The 16,584-nt window shown below is 39.0% G+C and carries 11 protein-coding genes and 1 tRNA gene; 3 read left to right on the top strand and 9 right to left on the bottom strand.

The features are described from left to right. Nucleotides 1-175 precede the first annotated feature (175 nt). The 9 genes from ACQ2HF_RS07070 to porU all read right to left on the bottom strand — a co-directional run bounded on the left by ACQ2HF_RS07070 (nt 176) and on the right by porU (nt 13,036). The gene (locus ACQ2HF_RS07070) at nt 176-1,609 is read right to left on the bottom strand and encodes a DUF389 domain-containing protein (protein WP_432412823.1); all 1,434 of its coding nucleotides are present in this window, start codon (nt 1,607-1,609) and stop codon (nt 176-178) included. Continuing rightward, nucleotides 1,609-2,688, bottom strand: a complete 1,080-nt coding sequence (locus ACQ2HF_RS07065; RefSeq protein ID WP_432413065.1) for a mannose-1-phosphate guanylyltransferase — start codon at nt 2,686-2,688, stop codon at nt 1,609-1,611. The genes ACQ2HF_RS07070 and ACQ2HF_RS07065 overlap by 1 nt, the downstream gene beginning before the upstream one ends. A gap of 180 nt (nt 2,689-2,868) precedes the next feature. Then, nucleotides 2,869-3,474 carry a SprT-like domain-containing protein gene (locus ACQ2HF_RS07060; RefSeq protein WP_432412822.1) on the bottom strand — a complete coding sequence of 202 codons (606 nt, stop codon included), beginning with the start codon at nt 3,472-3,474 and terminating at the stop codon, nt 2,869-2,871. 129 nt (nt 3,475-3,603) lie between these two features. Further along, a complete protein-coding gene (locus ACQ2HF_RS07055) occupies nt 3,604-4,287 on the bottom strand; it encodes an SDR family NAD(P)-dependent oxidoreductase (protein ID WP_432412821.1) in 684 nt (227 codons plus the stop codon). A gap of 98 nt (nt 4,288-4,385) precedes the next feature. Then, on the bottom strand, nt 4,386-6,101 hold the full coding sequence (locus ACQ2HF_RS07050) for a pyruvate dehydrogenase complex dihydrolipoamide acetyltransferase (RefSeq protein WP_432412820.1): 1,716 nt from the start codon (nt 6,099-6,101) through the stop codon (nt 4,386-4,388). 3 nt (nt 6,102-6,104) lie between these two features. Further along, the gene (gene pdhA / locus ACQ2HF_RS07045; protein ID WP_432412819.1) at nt 6,105-7,103 is read right to left on the bottom strand and encodes a pyruvate dehydrogenase (acetyl-transferring) E1 component subunit alpha; all 999 of its coding nucleotides are present in this window, start codon (nt 7,101-7,103) and stop codon (nt 6,105-6,107) included. A 300-nt stretch (nt 7,104-7,403) separates the two neighbouring features. After that, nucleotides 7,404-7,889: a cytidine deaminase gene (gene cdd, locus ACQ2HF_RS07040; RefSeq protein WP_432412818.1), complete on the bottom strand. Its 486-nt coding sequence runs from the start codon at nt 7,887-7,889 to the stop codon at nt 7,404-7,406. Between the two features lie 8 nt (nt 7,890-7,897). Continuing rightward, complete coding sequence (gene porV, locus ACQ2HF_RS07035) at nt 7,898-9,061, bottom strand: type IX secretion system outer membrane channel protein PorV (RefSeq protein ID WP_432412817.1); 1,164 nt, start codon at nt 9,059-9,061, stop codon at nt 7,898-7,900. 42 nt (nt 9,062-9,103) lie between these two features. Further along, entirely contained in the window at nt 9,104-13,036 is a 3,933-nt protein-coding gene (porU, locus tag ACQ2HF_RS07030; protein ID WP_432412816.1) for a type IX secretion system sortase PorU, read from the bottom strand. A gap of 214 nt (nt 13,037-13,250) precedes the next feature. On the opposite strand from porU, the gene gldJ reads away from it, so the two are divergent. The 3 genes from gldJ to ACQ2HF_RS07015 all read left to right on the top strand — a co-directional run bounded on the left by gldJ (nt 13,251) and on the right by ACQ2HF_RS07015 (nt 16,526). Next, nucleotides 13,251-14,927 (top strand): gliding motility lipoprotein GldJ, encoded by a 1,677-nt coding sequence (gene gldJ / locus ACQ2HF_RS07025; protein ID WP_432412815.1) that lies wholly within the window; start codon nt 13,251-13,253, stop codon nt 14,925-14,927. An 86-nt stretch (nt 14,928-15,013) separates the two neighbouring features. Beyond that, on the top strand, nt 15,014-16,294 hold the full coding sequence (locus tag ACQ2HF_RS07020; RefSeq protein WP_432412814.1) for a UDP-N-acetylmuramoyl-tripeptide--D-alanyl-D-alanine ligase: 1,281 nt from the start codon (nt 15,014-15,016) through the stop codon (nt 16,292-16,294). 157 nt (nt 16,295-16,451) lie between these two features. Next, nucleotides 16,452-16,526, top strand: a tRNA-Val gene (locus tag ACQ2HF_RS07015). Nucleotides 16,527-16,584: the final 58 nt, after the last annotated feature.

Here is a 16,584-nt window from a genome sequence, read left to right as displayed (position 1 = left end):
TTTTTAACTTCAGGTGTCGTGGATACTAAAAATACGTATCTACAAGTCTAATTAGGTCTCTATACAGACAACTATTTCACTTGTGCTGCAAAGCTTTGTAAGGTTTCCAAACACGCTCTGTATGTATACTATTCTAAAATAACACTAGAAGCTGAAGGTGTATTAGGTGATGGTATTATTTACTTTCTTCAACAGCTAAAGTATCCAGCTGTAGCCTAATTTTTAAAAGGTTTTCCATTTTCTTCATATTATTTATACGATCTCGGGAACGTATGGAATTGTCCCAGGATACTGAAAAAACTGGCAAGGTATCTGTCTTCTTAAAATTGGTAGAAACTCTCCTGGAATAAGAGAAATTCTGGATTCCATCAAAAGTTACTTTTAGTTCTTTACTTATGGCATCAAAAGGTATCCGGTCTTTTACGGTAAGATTTGCTATCTCATTCTCCAGAAATGTTATACGCTCATCTTTATCTCTAATGGCATTTTCATTTCTCACATAAAGATCTTCCAGAATACCAGCTTTCACCTCTCCCGAAAGCTTTTCAGCCAGTTCTCCAGAACGGTCTGAACCTTGGTAAATACGCAGTTCTACATCTTCTAACTTCTCAGTATCTTTTAACTGGTCCAACCACTCATTAATTTTAGGCTGTGGCACAAGTTGCCCTATTAAATAAACTTCAATTTTTTTGGTTTTATAATCTTGAGATGCCTTCACTACCTCTGCACCTTCGTATTTTATAACATCTCTTACAAATTCGTTTGTTTTGTTTTCAAAAACCTGTTCTTGTAAAAGCTTATAAAAAAGATACACACTAGGAACAATTACAATTATCGCTATTAAGGAAGCCATTTGAGCAATAAACCGCCTTCTTTTTGAATTGGCATATCGAACCATGGGAAAGCGCAGAACCTTAGAAACTATAAAAGTTGAAAGCGCAATAAATACGGCATTAATAGAAAACAGATACAACGCTCCTCCAGCATAATCAAAATTTCCAATGGCCAATCCATATCCTACCGTACACAAAGGAGGCATAAGAGCAGTGGCAATAGCCACACCAAAGATAACACTGGCAATGGTCCCGCTTTTTGTTTTAGCAACAATAAGTGCCAAACCACCAAAAATAGCGACCAACACATCTAAAATAGTAGGATAGGTTCGCGCAAGTAGCTCTGGTGTTTCTTCGGTTAAAGGTGAAATACTAAAGTATAAAAAAGCCGTTAGTACACTAAGAGCCACCATGATTCCTAAGTTAATAAGAGATTTACGAAGTGTCTCTACATCGTTTATGGCCACAGAAAGGCCAATTCCAACAATAGGTCCCATTAATGGCGAAATAAGCATTGCCCCAATAACCACGGCCGTACTACTTACATTTAACCCAATTGACGCCACAAATATGGAAAAAATAAGAATCCATGCCGTATGCCCTTTAAAAGAAATGTCTTTTCTAACCGCTTCTATAGTCGCATCTCGATCTGTATCTTCATGCAGACTAAAAAGTCCTCTAATAAATTTTGTTACGCCTTGCCAAGCATTGTGTTTGTCTTGCTCAAATTCGGCTTCGTTGGGAGTTATATGATTCTTATTTTCAGGTGTACTCATTAGGTATAATTTTTACCATGTTTTTCGGCAACTTCGGTCAATAATGTCTTTATTTCTTGTTCTTTTTCTTTCGGAAAGATAAGCAACACGTCTTCTTTTTCAACAACAATATAATCATTCAAACCATCAATTACCACCAATTTATCTCTTTCAGTAAAGATCATATTACCACTAGCATCCTTTAAATGAGTCTTTGCCCGAACAATTGCATTGCTGTTTATATCTTTCACCAACTTCTCGTGCAATGCGCCCCAGGTACCAAGGTCATTCCAATCGAACGTTGCTTTTTTCACATATACATTGCCGGCCTTTTCCATGACTCCATAGTCAATCGAGATATTTTCGGCAAGACCATAGTTATTTAGTACAAAATCTTTTTCTTCATCGGTGTTATAAACAGGGTTTCCTTCTGAAAAGAGTGCATTCATCACAGGCAAATATTTTTCGAAAGCCGAAATTATACTTTGTACACTCCATAGAAAAATTCCAGCATTCCATAAAAAATTTCCTTCTGCTAAAAACTGCTTAGCGGTTTCATAATTCGGTTTTTCCCGAAACTGATTTACTTTTTTAATTTCTGAAATTGAATTTTTATCACTCTCAATATACCCATATCCCGTATTCGGAAAAGTAGGCGTTATCCCCAACGTCATCAACACATCATCCTTTACACACTGGCTAAAACAGATTTCTACATCGCTTTTAAAAGCTGCTTCATCTTCAATCCAATGGTCGCTTGGCGCCACTAACATGACAGCATCTGGATTTTCTTTCTGAATTTTTAAAGCGGAAAGCAAAATACAAGGTGCTGTATTTCGCATTGCAGGTTCTAAAACAACCTGTTCTTCCGAAATTTGCGGCAATTGCTGAAGCGTGAGTTCTAGATATCGCTCATTGGTTAAAATATGAATATTTTCAGCAGGCACTATCTTCTCCAATCGGGAAAATGTCTTTTGAAGTAAACTCTCCCCCGTTCCCAACATATCCTGAAATTGTTTAGGAAATTCCTGTGTGCTCACGGGCCAAAATCTGGAACCTATGCCTCCGGCCATGATAACTGCGTAGTAATTAGTATTCACTGTTTTCAAAATTGCGATATTTATAGATAGATTGCTGCTCTTTGTTATGTTTTGTTATTCATAGTTTAGATGCTGAAGAGTTTATGGGTTGAGTAAATAATACTTCCTACACTGAAACACAAAAACATTAAACCGGTACCCTGAGTGATTCTGCTTTTTCTGCGGAATTGTATCGAAGGGTCAACTTGTTTCTCGCAAAAACTCCACTTCCGCATTGGGGTTAAAAAGGTAGATCCTACCGGTGCTTACCTCCAAACATTCGTAGCGTTTTACACGTTTGTTTCCTCGCTTAAAAATCTTTCCATTGTACAATCGAAACAATCCGCTGGGAGGTATCTCAAATATAAAGTTTTTATCGTTGGGCGCATCGTATTGCTTTAACGCTAACGAAAGTTTAGCATCTGTATCACTACTGGCCTTCGGGTTTTTAAAATGTAGTGCTAATAATGGCAATAATTGATTGGGAAAAACTTCGGGGCGTATAAAAGGCAACATCAATACCTGAAAACTTCGTTTCCATTCCAGCCCATGGGGTTTTATATAGCGCCCGTATTTGGCGAAGGCTACCAAATGTGCAATTTCATGAACAAGTGTGATTAAAAAGCGGTATTTATTAAGACTGGCGTTTACTGTTATTTGGTGCTGGCCATTGGGCGTTTTTCTGTAATCACCGTGGCGCGTTACGCGTTCGTTTACTATTTTTAAATAAACATTATTCGCTTTAATAAGCTCAAAACTTGGTTGAACAGCAGCGTTTGGGATGTATTTTGCGAGGATTTCTTGCACAAGGTAAAAATAGTGAATTTTAGTTGTTTTGTCACCTCAAAGTACAGCGAGGGGTCGCATTTGAGTGAGCTAGCCTGAAATTAATTCGGGATGGAGCTACTTGTGTGATTTCTCCTATCGTCGAAATGACTAAGGCGTTGAGTTAGAAACCTGCAAAATTTTCCCGTTATACATGGTATGTCCGGTCAAGGAAAAATCCATAATATAGTGCGCCATTTCTTTGGCGGTAACAGCCGCTTTTAAGCCGGGAAAAGCTTCCTCCAGCATTTCGGTTTGCACAGAACCCAATGCCAAACAATTAAAGCTGGGACCCGTTTCTTTGTATTCTTCTGCTAATACTTCAGTTAGGGTAATGATGGCCCCTTTACTGCTGCTGTAAGCAGCCAATCCTGGAAATTTCATACTTCCCTGAATACCGCCCATACTACTTATATTCACTACGTGACCGTCTTTTTTCATAAAAGGCAAAACAGCCTGCGTCATGACGGCAGCACCAAAAATATTTACTCCATAGCTGTCTTCAAAGTCTTCCCAGTTCAGTTTTGAAAAAGGCTTGTTTACCAAATATCCAGAATTGTTAATAAGCACATCTACATGACTCCACGTCTTTTTAAGGAAATCCTTGACACGAGTGATGTCTTTTTTATCGGTGATATCACAGGAAAAGCACATACAGTTTGAAATATCCAACCCAGAAACCGGTGCAGCATCACGAGATAGCGCAAGGACGTTGTGCCCTGCATCCGTAAGTAATGAAACCAACTCGTACCCTATACCTCGACTGGTTCCAGTGATGATGATGTTTTTTGGCATTTAGAAATTCTAAAATTATTCGTTCTAATTTCAAATCATTCAGTATCAATTAGGTTTCGACTGCGCTCAACCTGACACCGCAAAATTTTGTTCGTTAATTACACAAACATTGTCACTGGATTCTCGATATACTGTCGTACTGTTTGCAAGTATTTTGCTCCGGTAGCACCATCTACGGTTCGGTGATCGCAGGCTAGGGTTACAGTCATGGTATTCCCTACCGCAATGGCTCCATTTTTCACAACAGGCTTTTGCACGATAGCTCCAACCGATAAAATAGCCGAATTAGGCGCATTGATAATACTCGTAAATTCTTTAATTCCAAACATCCCTAAGTTAGAAACCGTAAAGGTACTTCCCTGCATTTCATCGGGAGTTAGCTTTTTATTTCTTGCTTTACCTGCCAATTCCTTTACGTTCTCCCCTATTTGAGAGAACGTCATTTGGTCTGCAAATTTTAATACGGGAACTAGCAAGCCTTCATCTACCGCTACGGCCACTCCTATATGAATATGGCTTGCAATTTTTGTAGTATCATTAGTCCATTGACTATTTACTTGCGGATGTTTTCGCAACGCCATAGCACATGCTTTCACAATCATATCGTTGTAAGAAACCTTTACGTCTGGATCGCTGTTAATAGCCGTTCTGGAAGCAATGGCATTGTCCATATCCAACTCGATGGTCAAGTAGTAGTGCGGTGCTGTAAATTTGGATTCTCCCAAACGCTTGGCAATGGTCTTGCGCATTTGTGAGTTTTTGGTTTCTTCCCAGCTTTCTACACCTACTGGCTGATAAGCGCCTGCACTTGCTGCACCTGGTTGGTAATTTTCTATATCGCTTTTTACAATACGTCCGTTTTCTCCAGAACCGTTTACGTGTTGTAAATTAATTCCTTTCTCTTCGGCCATCTTCTTGGCAAGTGGAGAAACGAAAATTCTTTTTGAATCTGAAGTTGAAGATGAACTTGAACTTGAACTTGAACTTGAACTTTTAGATTCTTTTTTTTCTTCTGAAGTATCTTTTTTTACTTCTTCTTTTTTTGAAGTTTCTTTTGCTGAAGCTTCCTTTTTATCTGAAGATTTTTTAGCCGCTGGTTTTCCTTTTTCTGAAATACCAGAAACATCGGTTCCCTTTGGACCTATGATGGCTAGTAAGGTATCTACTTTAGCTGTTTCACCTTCGGCAATACCTATTTTTAAGAGCGTACCTGAGTAAAAAGACTCAAACTCCATCGTGGCTTTGTCTGTTTCAATTTCGGCTAGAATATCACCTTCTTCCACAGTGTCACCTTCCTTTTTTAACCAAGACGCTACGGTTCCTTCTTCCATAGTATCGCTCAAGCGAGGCATGTTAATAACCTCAACTCCTTCGGGTATTTCAGAATTGGCAGAAGTATCTTCTTCTACTTCATCTTCTTCTTCCTCCTCATCAGTTTCAGTTACATCGCTATCGTTAGCTTCAGTTTCTTCGGAATCTTCTTCTTCAGTTTCTTCGTCTTCTTCAACTTCAGATTCTGTTTCAGATTTCGCACCATCGCTTCCTTTTCCATTCAGCAGTTCTGAAATATCTTCATCTTCAGCACCAATAATAGCCAACAACGTGTCTACTTTGGCCGTATCTCCTTCTTGGATCCCAATATGAAGCAACGTTCCTTCATAAAAGGATTCAAACTCCATCGTGGCTTTATCTGTTTCTATTTCAGCTAGTATATCGCCTTCTTCTATTTTATCGCCCACTTTTTTGAGCCAGCTTGCCACGGTTCCTTCTTCCATGGTGTCACTCAATCGAGGCATGTTTATTACTTCTGCCATTGCTTATAATTTATGAGGTAAAAATGGGTAATCTTCTTGTTCGTATACTGCGTCGTACATTACGTTTTTTTCTGGGTATGGAGATTCTTCTGCAAATTTTTCACATTCCTTCACCATATCCTTTACACGCTTATCAACTTTTTTAATTTCTTCTTCGGTCGCCCATTTCTTTTCATAAATGGTATGCAACACGTACGAAATTGGATCTTCTTCCTGTTTTTTCGCTACTTCTTCTTTCGTGCGATAATGTTGTGCGTCACTCATAGAATGTCCTCTATACCTGTACGTTCTAATTTCTAAGAAGGTAGGCCCATCACCACGTCTTGCGCGGTCTATGGCTTCGTCCATTTCTTTGGCAACGACTTCTGGTTTCATTCCGTCCACGGGTTTACACGGCATTTCGTAGCCTAAACCTAGTTTCCAGATATCAGTATGATTGGCAGTTCTAGCTACAGACGTTCCCATGGCGTATCCGTTATTTTCACAACAGAACACAACAGGTAGTTTCCATAACATTGCTAAGTTAAACGTTTCGTGTAACGATCCTTGACGTACAGCTCCATCCCCCATATAGCATAAGGTTACGGCATCACGCCCATGAAATTTATCTCCAAAAGCAATACCAGCTCCCAGCGGGATTTGACCCCCCACAATCCCATGACCCCCATAAAAACGGTGCTCTTTGGAGAAAATGTGCATAGAACCTCCCAAACCTTGGGAAGTACCAGTGGCTTTTCCATACAATTCGGCCATAACACGTTTTGGATCCACACCCATCCCAATAGGCTGTACGTGGTTACGGTAGGCGGTTATCATATTGTCTTTGGTAAGATCCATGGCGTGTAGCGCTCCTGCTAAAACAGCTTCTTGCCCATTGTACAAGTGTAAGAAGCCACGGACTTTTTGATTGATATATACTTGGGCTAATTTGTCTTCAAATTTGCGCCAGAATAGCATGTTTTCATACCAATCTAAGTATGTTTTTTTGGTGATTTTTTTCATCAACTAATAGTGTTGGAATACTGAAAAAAAGGCTTCAGCATTTAATTTTCGCGAATAACAAAAATAAGGATTTTATACCCTTATATAAAACTTTAGTTTCTAAAATTAAGATTGGGAAGATAATTGGATTTTGGGAGGTTTCCCCCTTCCGAATTTCGACTATCCTACTTCGTGAGTTTTATTCAAAATCGCAATGTTGAAATCCACCTTCCCCCGAATCGCGGGTTAACATTTAGACTTTTAGATTATCTATATTTAGCCGCTTGGGGAAGGAGCCAATATTTATTTTTCTAAAAAAGTTTACAAATAAGAGCTATCAAAAATAAGCGGCAAGAGATCTTTAACTGAATTTGCCCGAACCACTTTACCCGTTTCGCCCATAAAGTAGAGGGTGATAGGTGATTTCTGGTTTACTTCGTATTCGGCCAGGGATTGGCGACAAGCGCCACAAGGTGGCGTTGGCGTGTTCACTTCTTTATTTAAGGAACGTACCGTTAATGCCATGGTCTGGAATGCAACTCCCGGATAGGTAGCTCCTGCGTAAAAAGCCGCTACACGCTCTGCACAAAGCCCTGAAGGAAATGCAGCATTTTCCTGGTTGTTACCTGTTACTAATTCACCATTGGCCAACTGTAGTGCAGCGCCCACCTTAAAACGCGAATAAGGCGCATAAGCTCTTTCACGAGCTTCTTGCGCCTTATGCATTAATTCTTGTATGGACTGAGGAAGCTCTTGTAAAGATTCAAATACCGTAAGTTCGGCGGTAATCGTGAGTTTCTTTGCCATTCTATTTTTTAATACTCGTCATATTCATCTCCAAAGTTAAAAGTAAGACCGAAACGAAGTGTTCCTTCCAACGGACTTCTAACTGCTGAAGTAGAGAATAAGTAAGAAATATCGATATTGATTGCGGTGTATCTAAATCCTGCTCCTAAAGAAAGGAATTTTCTAGATCCTTTTAAGTCACTTTCATTAAAGTACCCTGTACGGAAAGCAAATACATCTTGGTACCAGTATTCTGCTCCTATAGCCCACGTAAACTCTTTCAACTCTTCACTGAAACCATCTGGTGCATCACCAAAAGATTTAAAGATACCTGAAAAGAAGCTAATATTTTCGTATTCCTCATCGTCTTCTGCATCAATATCACCATCATTATCAAAATCCTGAGGAGTAGGCACCAATAGTTTATTTACTTCCACAAGTGCGGTAACTTTATTATATTCATCTAAAATAAAATCGAAACCTGCTCCCAGACCCAAATTTGTTGGAAGGTTGTTTTCTTGTCCTACTTCATCATACTTAATTTTTGGACCCACATTTGAGATGTTAAAACCTGCTCTCCAGCGACCGTCAAAATCGTTGTATGCAATTTCTTCAGACTGATAATAACCAGCGATATCCACACCAAAGGAACTTGCTGCAGAAGCATCTTCGTTTGAAGCTTGGATTTTTAGATCGGATCGCAAATAACGTCCAGCAACAGCCATTGAAAATCGATCACTTAAGCGAAGAGCATAAGACACATCAAATGTAAATTCATTGGGACTTTGAATTAATGGCACTTGTTCTGCAGTGTCTCGTAATTCAATATCTCCAAGACTGAAATAACGCAAACTAGCACCTACTGCACTACGCTCGTTGATACGGTTGTAATATGTTAAATTACCAAGGAAAATATCATTTACCAATTGGCTTAGGTATGGAGTGTACGTAACACCCACACCTTGTTTTGAAGTTGCGAAAGCATATTTTGCAGGATTCCATTGTTGTGAAAAAGCATCTGCAGAAGAGGCGACTCCTATATCTCCCATACCTGCGGCACGAGCATCTGCGGCGATTAATACAAATGGAACTGCGGTTGTGATAACTCTTTGGTTAGCGGTAGAGTTATCTTCCTGTGCTTGGGTTTTTACTGTTACCAAGGCCAACAAAATCAGGATTGAAATTTTCTTCATGAGGTTAAAATTTTTTTCAAATATAAGTTTAATTTTCAATTATTAAAGGATAACAAGTTTTTCGAACTTTTCAACCTGCTTATTGGTTAACGGAGATTTTACGGTTATCTTGTATACATACACACCTTTTCCTATTCTATCACCAAAATCATCCCTTCCGTCCCAAACAATATCTCGTGAAAGAAAACCGTCTGTAGTGATGGTTTGGTTTTTTGTCCAAACTACTTTTCCCGTTACCGTAAACACCTGCACCTGAACTTCTAAAGGCTCAAAAGGGCGATTATGGTTAAACCAAAATTCAGTATAATTTACGAATGGATTAGGATAATTAAGCACCCTGTTTATTTCTAGCTCATCATTTCCAGTTACAATAAATTGAATATCTGCGGTAGACGAATTGTTATACACATCCCATGCCTTTAGCGTTAACGTATGTAATCCCTTCTCTAAATCCCGAAGGTTATAATTTGTAAGGCCTCTTGTAAAATCATCTACTTCGGCCTGGTAAAATTCATTTAATACAATTGGATTGGACTCATCCCCGTCCAAAATGGCAATAATGTCATGGCCAATACCACTAGCTGTGTTAATACCGTTTTCGTCTTCTAGTTTTGCCAACAGAATAGGCGAATCGTTCGTAATTCCTCCTGAAACAAAACTTTCATCATTCATAAAAAGATTGATGGTGGGACCAATATTATCTTCTGCAGCATTTTCGTTAAGACCTCCAATTCTAATTCGCTCATTAAAACCCGTTTGATCTTCCAGTTGCGCATTATTTTGGGCATACAAACTTAGCCTACCATTTCCTACGGGGATTTGAATATCCCGAGGCACGACAAACTCAAATTCGAATATACCATTGGTTATGGATGCCTGTCCATTAAAAAGGCCTTCACCTAGGGTAGTAAAATTTAATATTAATATATTATTTGTGTCTCCATCACCATCATAGTCTGTCGATGTATCTCTGACACCATCATTTGCCAATGTTTGACGATCTACCCGTTTATCAAACAATTTTGCTTCCAGCACTCCATTATAGTTACTCAATACATTTCCATTAGCATCGGTCACCTCACCACCTAAACGCACGCGACTTAAAGCTTGCAACACAGGAGATGTTGCTGAAACTGGAGCTCCATTAATAGACGTAAGTCTTATAGATGGCTTGGGAAAGGCAAGCGGCGATGCTGGATCTCCTACAAAAAGGACCACCCGCCTAGTATTTCTGGGTATGTTATTTTTTGCTCTACGCAATGCTTCTGCCGGCGGCGGAATATCATTAGTGCCATACCCAAACAATTCAGGTGCTAATGCATCATTGAACAATACACCAACGCTAACAAATATGGCACGGGTAGTAGTAATGAGTGAAATAGCCCCTCCTTCTGGGTTCCAAAAAGTAAGTTCCCCTGCGGTGACACGCTCAGGATCGTCAAATTTTGTAAACTCGCAGGTTACCGTTACAATAAGTGGTAATGTGTTGGGATTTCTTAAATTTTCGGCAACCCCTTTGGTATAAATAAATTCTTTCGCCAAACCATCCTCACCACCGTGTCCAAAATAATTAATAATTAATGCACCTACTTCAGTTTGGTTCTGGATGGCTTTTACCACCGTAGGATATCTATTTCCACCTGCCGAAGTTTCCTGTAAAAAAGCGTCTGCATGTATTTTCTTTACATTCACAAATTGCTTGTTGGCAGAGATTTCATCCCCTAAGTTATCGAGATTTAATTCTAGATCACGATACTCAAAGGGTGCATCTACATCGTCTGAAATTAAGATAAAATTATTCCGCCAATTTCCATAGGAACTTCTGGATGCGTAATTCAAAATCTTATCTACCATCTGGTTTGCCAATAGTACATTATCTGCTATAATTCTACCTACTGCTATATCCAGCTTATCAATATCGGGCAACCTCTCTCCAAATTCATTTAAATTTTCCCCGCCAATGGTACCCTCATTAGAGTCTACACTTCCGAAGAAATCATCACTCATAAAAGAATTGGCTGTATTTGTACTTAAAAGCGTATGAAAGGAAGGCACATTATTGTTATTGTTGCTCAGCCTGTTTTTATAATCTACAGAAGTATCTCCAAAAAAACCGAGGTATTTAATTCTGTTTTCCCGGCTGGAAGCATTGTCATAAATATACCGTACAAAATTACGGATAGCACTTATATCCTGTTTCCCAGAACTGAATTCTTCATAAATTTTATCAGTAGTGACCACCTTTACATTAAGCCCTCTGCCTTTGTGATGGGTTGCCAATCGCAGTGCTGGTTGTAATAAGAAAGGAGGCGCTATAATTAGATACTCTATATCCTGAAAGTTACCAGAAGCATCGTTAAAGATAGTTCCTTTTAAATTTTGATTCCCAACCACTGGGTTTTGCGCCTGTACTGGCTCTAAAAAGTTGGAAGCGTGTACCGCAACATATTTTCTAAGCTGTCCTAAAGCAGCCTTAAAACTGAAAGAGGCACCTCCATTTTCATGTGGCTTACTAGAAATATTTGCCGTATTGGTTACGTCCCAAACTTGTGTAAAATCGTTCGCATTGGTAATTTGATATTCCCCAATTCCAGTAAGTGTTGTTGCATCATTAAACTGAAAGGGTAATTGTTCCCCCGTGCCAGAAAGTCTACGTACCGCAGTAATTCCAATATAATCTAAGTAAGCAATACTTGCCGGGTTACCACCATTATTATAAATCAACTCCACAGTTACTTCTTCCCCTCCTGCGGGCACTTCGTCTTCAAATTCATCGGTACTTAACAATGCCGTGGACCCCGATGGTGGTATGAAGGTTAACGGATTTAACGTGGTACCGTTAACAGATAGCGCTATGGAGCTAGAAGTTTCGGATGCCGAAACAGCTTTCACTGTTAGATCCATAGGTTCCTGCGATATTATATTAGGAAAATTAAAGGTGAATGTTTGTTCGTTTTCTATGTCAAATCTATTACCATACCAGCGCCTACCCACCCGTACCGGGCTATCTTCATCAAGCTCATGGAATTTATAATCATCGAAGCTACTAATTATTGTAGTGGCATTTCCCGTAGGCTCTACCATATTTTGCACCCGCAAACCAGGTCCCCCAGAGCTTGTAACATAATAATAAGCCTCGTCACTATAAGGGTTTATATTGGTGTCATTCTCAAGATCATATCCTTTGGTACTTATACCATAAAATAAAATGGCATCACCACTATCAAAAGAACCATCTCCTTCCCCCAACACTTGTATTGCATTTTCAGGAAGGTCAAAAGCAACAGGAATTGCATTATATAAAGGAAGTGGCTTCCCTCCATGTCCGTAAATTTTAAGATTTCTGGGATCAATACCGTCGGTATTCATACCAATACTGCTTAAAAATTCTTTCGTTACCCGATGGATACCTGTTTGTTCAATTTTAAATTTAAACCAGTTGCCAGTTGCTAAAACAGAATTTGTGATAGGCATTCGGGTATACGAACTTCTATTGTTTCCGTAGGTATACTTTAAAGAAAACGAAATCACTTTTCTAAGACCTGCATTCGTTTTCACAACTGGAGAAATACTCACTTTTGTAAATATTTTATCCCTCCCCATGGTGCTTGCAATCTGAGATTTTAATTGGGAAGGCACCATGTTCTTATTAATACCTTTTAATTCATCTTGAGTAAGCGAACCGTACGTTACATTTAAAATTTGAAGCGAATTGGCATCTGCAAATCCAGTATCCTCCCAAAGTTTCTCATAGAGAAGACTATCATCATCAAGCTGAAGACCTAATGCTGAATTTCCTGAAGCTTTAGTAACAGTATTAGTATTCACTGTTTTTGCTACACCAATTTTCTTGCTATTAGAACCTACAGAAGTTGTTGTGGTATTATTCCAAGGCACTACGATGTCTTTTTGCTGAGACGCAGCAATTAAAGGTAATACCGATAAAATAGAGAGTAAAATTAACTTTTTCATCATAACTAGTAACGCTTCAAAGATACACTTAGTGTAGCGATCTAAAAGTTTTTTAAAGAAATAGGCTTATACTATAATAATAAAAAAAAAGCTACGTTTACAGTGGGTCGATTTCGATAAAGACCCCTTACATCGGATAAATGGTAAAATATTATTGTGCTTTTATCGTTAATTGTTATATTGCGAACCCAATTTATTCATGACTGAACCTATGAACATGATAAAAAACTTAGCCTTAAAGGCATTACTTTTAGTTGCTGTAGCAGCATTTATTACAAGCTGTAACAAGACTCGCGACTATAAAAACAGCTCAAGAGCTACCGGTTGGAAAATGAATTCCAAAGAAGGTGGCTTTCAGTACAACCCCAAAGCTAAAGAGCAAGAAACAGGTCCCGGACTTATTTTTGTTGAAGGCGGAACGTTTACTATGGGCCGAGTACAAGATGATCCAATGCACGATTGGAACAATAGTCCAAACCAACAACACGTCCAGTCTTTCTATATGGACGAGACTGAAGTTACCAACCTAATGTATCTTGAATACTTGGATTGGTTAAAGCGTGTTTTCCCTCCAGAGGAAGAAAATTATCGCCGTATTTATGACGGTGCTGTTCCGGATACTTTGGTATGGCGAAACCGCTTAGGGTTTAACGAAGTAATGACAAATAATTACTTGCGTCACCCTGCATATGCAGATTACCCTGTAGTAGGAGTAAGCTGGTTACAAGCTGTAGAGTTTGGAAACTGGCGTACAGACCGTGTAAACGAACTTATCTTGGAAGAAGAAGGATTTACGGCTCGTAATGGTCGTTATGATGTTAAAACTGGTGAAACTTTTAGTACAGACACCTATTTAAATGCTCCTTCTAAAACCTATGGCGGTAACGATTCCATTACCAAAGGTGGAAAGCGTTCAGAAAGTTTGGCAAAGAGAAGCAAAGACAGTACAAATTTATATGTTCAACGTAAAGATGGACTATTATTACCTGCCTACAGACTTCCAACGGAAGCAGAGTGGGAATTTGCCGCACTTGGTATGAGTAGTTTGAGAAATTACAACGTATACAGAGGTAGAAAAAAATACCCTTGGGACGGACAATACACCCGTTCTGGAAAAAGAAGAAGTCGTGGTGATCAATTAGCCAACTTCAAACAAGGTGATGGTGATTATGGTGGTATTGCCGGATGGAGTGATGATGGAGCCGATATTACTGCTGAAGTAAAATCATACGAACCTAACGATTATGGATTATACGATATGGCAGGAAACGTAGCCGAATGGGTTGCCGATGTGTACCGTCCAATAGTTGATGACGAGTTTAACGACTTTAACTACTATCGTGGTAACGTATATACCAAAAATGCTATTGGCGAAGATGGTAAAGTTAAAATCGTTACTGCAGACTCTATCGTTTATGACACCTTGAGTAATGGTAAAGTAATTGCAAGGAATTTCCCTGGGGAAATTGCACAAGTACCTGTAGATGAAAATGAAACGTATTTGAGAACACAATTCTCAGAGAGCGATAACCGTGACTTCCGTGATGGAGACAAGCGCTCAACGCGTTACTTCTCTTCTTTCAGCGATTTCGATAGCGAAGGAGAAGGTGAGAAGGATGGAGAGCGCATGTACAATTCTCCTAAGCACCAAGTGTCCGCAGACAGTACCGGATCAATGGACCGTCAATATGATAAAAATGCGACCAGAACGACATTAATAGACAACGAAGTACGTGTGTACAAAGGAGGTTCCTGGAGAGATCGTGATTACTGGTTAGATCCAGCACAACGTCGTTTCTTCCCTCAAGATATGGCTACAGACTATATTGGCTTTAGATGTGCTATGTCTCGTGTAGGTTCAAAATCTAAAAAAGGAAAGACACCAAGAGACTAAAAATTCATTAAAATTTATACAAACCCTCCTTTGTTATTTGCAACGGAGGGTTTTTTTATACCTTTATATCTCAAAAATAAATAGCATTGAAAATAGAAGCACTCCACCAACTTTTTCTAAAAAGCAAGACTGTTTGTACCGACACTAGAAAAATCACCAAGAACTGTCTTTTTTTTGCCCTTACAGGTGATAATTTTGACGGAAACATCTTTACAGAAGAAGCACTACAAAAAGGAGCTTCAAAAGTAATTATAGATAAATTACAATTTCATAAAAATACAGGAGAGACCATTTTATGCAAAAATGTTCTGGAAAAATTACAAGAATTAGCCAACTATCATCGCAACTACCTCAACACAACTATCCTTGCTCTTACTGGCAGCAACGGAAAAACAACAACGAAGGAGTTGATTAATGCGGTGCTAGAAACCACGTACACAACAACAGCAACCGTAGGAAACCTTAATAATCATATTGGCGTACCACTTACCCTACTCTCCATGACTGCTGAAACTGAGATGGGCATTGTAGAAATGGGCGCCAACCATTTAAAAGAAATAGAACAACTATGCACCATTGCGCAACCCGACTATGGGTATATCACTAACTTTGGGAAGGCTCACCTGGAAGGTTTTGGAAGCCTAGAAGGGGTTATAAAAGGCAAAACAGAACTCTACGAAAGCCTTCAAAAAAATAATAAACTAGCCTTTGTAAATACAGAAGATCCTAAACAAGTTGAAATTTCTAAACCACTTAAGAAATACACCTTTGGAAAGACGAACGAAGATTGCAATGTGACGCTTTTGGATTCCTCAGCGCAATTAAAAGTAGCGTATAAGAATGAAGAGATTACCAGCAATCTAGTTGGATTATATAATTACACGAACATTGCCGCTGCTATTGCGATTGGGCAATATTTTAAAGTTTCTGCAGAAAATATAAAGAAAGCTATTGAAAGCTATGTACCCACAAATAATCGTTCTCAAATTATACAGCAAAACGGGCATACCATTTTACTGGATGCGTACAATGCTAATCCAACCAGTATGCTCGCTGCGCTTGAAAACTTCCAGCAAGCAGCAGGGGAGCATAAAGTAATGATTCTAGGCGATATGTTTGAATTAGGGAGTTCAGCTGAAAGAGAACACCAAGCTATAGTAGATTTTCTCTCTGAAAATAACTTCGGAAGCGTTTATCTGGTGGGTGAAAATTTCAGTAAAACAAAAACGGAGGCCTCGCATATTTCAAAATACAGCGCCTTTGATTCTCTGGAAAAAGAATTGAATCACACTCCTGTTTCCAAAAGTACAATCCTTATAAAAGGCTCAAGAGGAATGGCTTTGGAGCGGACACTGAAATTTTTATAAATTTATCTCATATTTTTTTTCATTTTAATTTGCTGAAAGTAAAAACTAACTTATATTTGCAACCGCTAACAAAGCAATGGCGAATATCTCAGTTGTTTTAGCGCATCCCGATTTAGTGTCGGGAGAGTCGGGATTACCGAATCCCTTTAAAAAAATCGGGCGCATAGCTCAGTTGGTTCAGAGCACTTGGTTTACACCCAAGGGGTCGGGGGTTCGAATCCCTCTGCGCCCACAAAAGGTCTTCAGAAATGAAGACCTTTTTTTATTTTGAACTTTTGAAATTTGGTTAA

This window comes from Rasiella sp. SM2506 (assembly GCF_050859505.1).
Taxonomy (GTDB): Bacteria; Bacteroidota; Bacteroidia; order Flavobacteriales; family Flavobacteriaceae; genus Marinirhabdus.
The sequence above is the reverse complement of the archived record's forward strand: the minus strand, read 5'-3'. Positions and strand labels throughout refer to the sequence as shown.